We start from the raw sequence: 3,644 nt of genomic DNA on the forward strand, positions 1-3,644 counted from the left end.
CGAAGATATTTGGCGGGTCACTGTCTGAGAAAATAGCTCGATGCCTGGGATTTTATTAAAAGATAAAGCCTCTTTCTTAGATTCAGAAAGGGGCTTTACTGTTTTTAGTTGGATTATTTTAGTCGGTGTTTTGTTTGAAGAGCGATCGCTCAATCCGATCGTGATTTTCCATTTCGTGTATGTATTGCTTAGAATACAAGCAGCAATTAGTTCAAGCGTATTTTTCAAAGTTAAAGAGGATGAAACACCAAATCAAAGTGAAACTTTGTCAAAAAGGTCACTTTCATGCATACGTTTGTGATGAAAATAACCAAGAGTTATACAAAAGTGATGGGTTCGATAACCAAGATAATGCTTATGAAGATGCCGAAACTTGGTTTCGTTGGTTACAAAATGTAGTTCATGGTAAAGCAGATAGTATTTACTACATTGTTGCTGTGCCCCATGATTGGGTGGGTTCCCCGATTATCGAATCTCATCCTTATACAGGGCTACGTGTAAAGATCGGCATTTCAAAACATCCAGCGAAGAGAGTACGTGAGTTACAGACAGGGACATCGGATCGGTTAATTTTGCACGCCCTTGAACCAGGCGATCGTGAATTAGAGCGTAAACGTCACATCTAATTGTCTGACCAGCGAAAAAAGGGGAGAGTGGTTCATGTGTTCAAAAGCCCTTACAGACCATATTCTACTAACTTTGACAAAATATCGAGTGCTTCCTCCAGAGCACCAGCAAAACATTTTAGTCCTGATGAATCGAGTCGAGCTTTATAAAGCTTTGTACAATTTTTGGCCTGATGGTCCCGATCTTGTAAACCCTCCGTTAGATGTACCCTGGAAAGCTAAAAGGCTTTTTATCGATCTCACAGACCTTACATAGCTTTTGCGGTCTAATCATTAGACCTCTCCTATAATTCCAATCCCTTTCCCCGCTTGGTTTCTGGCGGACGGTTCCAGGAAGGACCGTCCGCCAGAAAACAACGCTTCAATAAGGGTTTCAACGGTTATTCAATAAAAACTACCCAATTTTATGACCTAATTTTTACTGTTTTTTTTTCAGCTTGTAGGGACTTTTATTGACACATAACGATCGCACCTATGCGCCACCGTATTAATCCACATACCAGCAAAATTACTGTCTCGTAATTTTTCGGTTTTAAGCGGAATCTTTCTGCTGCTACTCGAAAGATCTTTAGTAATCTAATTACATGCTCTACAAAGATTCTTTTTTGAGCCTTTGACTTATTCGCTCTCTATGCAAGCGGGAGTCAGAACTCCCTGACGAGGTTTTTTATGAGGAGTGTTAATTAATGGTTCTCCTAGGTAAGCTTTATCCCCTTGAAATCTTTGTGAGATTTCTAATGACTCTCGCTGCTTTCTCCAAATTTTTATGTCGGCTGTGGCTCCGGTTTCTCCTACTACTACGTCAACAATCTCTTTACCGTTCGGCATGACGATTACCTGGTTTTTTTTAGTGTGTCTCTTTTGCTTACCCGAGTAATTTTTTTTCTGCTCTTCATTGTCCGTAGGTCTTTGTATGGGCTGCTCATAGCTATCTACTATCAACTCAAACTATTTCAAAATTTCCAGAACCCATGCCCGATCGGAATCATTTTTTTTTACTTGTTCTAACAACGAAGCAGGCAATAACTCTCTCAATATTTTTACCCAGCGGTGAAAAATATAATTAGCAGTTGATTCGCCTCTGCCAAATTGTACCCCAAGAATTTGAAAGGTAGGTAGGTGATGCAGGTACACTAATGTCAAAAGAATTTGGTCTGCAATCGTTAGTTTAGGGGGGCGACCGCTGCCTGGTTTAATGATTCAGGTTTTCTGGCTTTCTTGATGTTTTTTGTGGCGGTTGTACAGATTTTATGCATTAGTAAGTAGTTCTATTAGTTGGTCGTAGTCTCTACCCAACATTCTTTGAGTTTCGGATGGATTTTTTTCCAGATATTCACGGACTTGGCTCATGTTTTTTCGGGTAAAATTCCATTATAACTTAAGAGCGCTCGGTCAACTATTTCTTTTTGGGAGATGTCCATTCAAATTGACTGTTATTTCTGTGTGGGCTCTGCTTCATCTTTGATGGTTTGGGTTAAAGAGAGTTAGGTGGAAACCTAGACCGATCGCCCATGAATCTGTTTTCACCGATCCGATCGTAGATTAGTTTGCCGCAGCAGCGAGTCGGTAGTTAAATAATTGTGGGTAGGGTCGAGAGAAGATGTTACCATCTTCTCCCTCCCATTCGGAACCGTGCTTGCTACTTTTATAGCACACGGCTACTCGGGTGTACTCTTGTCATTTGAGGGCTTTCCTTTCTTCCGACTTGTTTGGGGTTTCTTTCCTGAAGATACGAGTTCCAGGTTGTGTTTCCTGATTAATTTCAAGTCGGTTTTAGTTTTAACATCGTGACAATGCCGATGCAATAGTTGAAGATTTTTGTACTCATCCTTACCTCCAACGGCTCTGGGGACGATGTGGTCAACTTCCATTACATCTTCATTTCTGAAAATAAATTCGCAATGAGAACATTTACCCTTCTGCTTTTTTAAGAGCAGTGCCAATCGATTTGACAATTCAGGATTTTTCCCCATTCTTGAACTCCAATAAACCAGGTCGCCATCGTAAGGACTTTTATCCCCTTTAACTTTCACATAGTCGGTGCTGCTACACACGAATTTACTATGCTTTAGTAACCTTATAGGGTTCGCTCCCCTTTCTCTGGTTGAGAATACCCAGTTATCACCGCCAATGGTGTGCCAATACAGTTGATGTCCTGCCTTGGTATTTCCACAACGGCGTTTTGCCCAACGTCGAAGTTTCAGGTATGTGAGGTGATCTTGTTTAGAGAGTTCTCCAACGGTTTTGGCGTCAGAGTTTGTATAGAAAGAAGTCCATCCCCTTATTACAGGGTTTAAGTCTCTAATTAACGCCGATTGTGGCGATGACCTATGTTTTTTGATGATTCTTCCGATTTCCTCTTGGTGAGCCTTACTTGACTTCTTATTTGGGGTAATGAGTGTGTTAAAACCTAATATCTCACCGTGCGTACTTACACTGCTACGATGTTTTCCAGCAGGGTATTGCTGGATGTGATGACCTAAAAAGTCATGCGCCAGCTTTACCATCCTCACTTAATTCATCATTGAAAGTGTGAGTTAGCCTCGTCTTCTCAGGTTTTAACTCTAAACCCATGCCAGCTAACCATTCCGAGATTATTTCTCGGCATCTTTGGACTACGAGCTTATCTTTGTGTAAAACCACGAAATCATCAGCGTACCTGATGAAACTTAGGGTTTTTACCTTAGTTTCCGCGCCTTCTTGATGACCACGTTTATTTCTCATGTCTATGGTTCTGGCATATTCCATGAGTGTATTTTCAAGGCCGTGGAGGGCAATATTTGCCAGTAACGGAGAAATGACCCCGCCTTGTGGCGTACCCTCAGATGTTGCAGTGAACACTCCATCGTCAATTACTCCAGATTTTAGCCAGGATTTTACTTGTCTCCTGACTTTCCCTTTTATGTTCAACTTTTGGAGTAGTTCATAATGGTTGATGCGATCAAAAGTGGGTAGCTAGCCAGCGAGGTTTCCAGAAGGTTCCTTTTCCGACTAGCCCCCTCCGAACCGTGCTTGCGA

At 41.5% G+C, this 3,644-nt stretch carries 6 protein-coding genes; 1 reads left to right on the plus strand and 5 read right to left on the minus strand.

Annotation, left to right across the window (positions count from 1 at the left end; translation table 11 throughout):
- The first annotated feature begins 239 nt into the window (after positions 1 to 239).
- The gene (locus tag QUB63_RS34840) at positions 240 to 626 is read left to right on the plus strand and encodes a GIY-YIG nuclease family protein (RefSeq protein WP_332949952.1); all 387 of its coding nucleotides are present in this window, start codon (positions 240 to 242) and stop codon (positions 624 to 626) included.
- 449 nt (positions 627 to 1,075) lie between these two features.
- On the opposite strand, the gene QUB63_RS34845 is transcribed toward QUB63_RS34840, so the two are convergent.
- The 5 genes from QUB63_RS34845 to QUB63_RS34865 form a co-directional block, all read right to left on the minus strand.
- Positions 1,076 to 1,225 (minus strand): hypothetical protein, encoded by a 150-nt coding sequence (locus tag QUB63_RS34845; protein WP_332949957.1) that lies wholly within the window; start codon positions 1,223 to 1,225, stop codon positions 1,076 to 1,078.
- A 19-nt stretch (positions 1,226 to 1,244) separates the two neighbouring features.
- Entirely contained in the window at positions 1,245 to 1,568 is a 324-nt protein-coding gene (locus tag QUB63_RS34850) for a transposase family protein (RefSeq protein WP_332949954.1), read from the minus strand.
- A 6-nt stretch (positions 1,569 to 1,574) separates the two neighbouring features.
- Positions 1,575 to 1,826, minus strand: a complete 252-nt coding sequence (locus tag QUB63_RS34855) for a helix-turn-helix domain-containing protein (RefSeq protein WP_332949958.1) — start codon at positions 1,824 to 1,826, stop codon at positions 1,575 to 1,577.
- Positions 1,827 to 2,284: 458 nt separating this feature from the next.
- The gene (locus tag QUB63_RS34860; RefSeq protein WP_332949955.1) at positions 2,285 to 3,133 is read right to left on the minus strand and encodes a group II intron reverse transcriptase; all 849 of its coding nucleotides are present in this window, start codon (positions 3,131 to 3,133) and stop codon (positions 2,285 to 2,287) included.
- Positions 3,114 to 3,536, minus strand: a complete 423-nt coding sequence (locus tag QUB63_RS34865) for a reverse transcriptase/maturase family protein (RefSeq protein WP_332949956.1) — start codon at positions 3,534 to 3,536, stop codon at positions 3,114 to 3,116. Before QUB63_RS34865 ends, QUB63_RS34860 begins: the two co-directional genes overlap by 20 nt.
- Positions 3,537 to 3,644 lie beyond the last annotated feature (108 nt).

This window comes from Microcoleus sp. ARI1-B5 (assembly GCF_036705795.1).
Taxonomy (GTDB): Bacteria; Cyanobacteriota; Cyanobacteriia; order Cyanobacteriales; family Microcoleaceae; genus Microcoleus.

Coding starts and splice junctions, on each gene's coding strand:
- QUB63_RS34860 (WP_332949955.1), bottom strand. CDS start 3,133: ATGGTAAAGCTGGCGCATGACTTTTTAGGTCATCACATCCAGCAATAC.
- QUB63_RS34840 (WP_332949952.1), top strand. CDS start 240: ATGAAACACCAAATCAAAGTGAAACTTTGTCAAAAAGGTCACTTTCAT.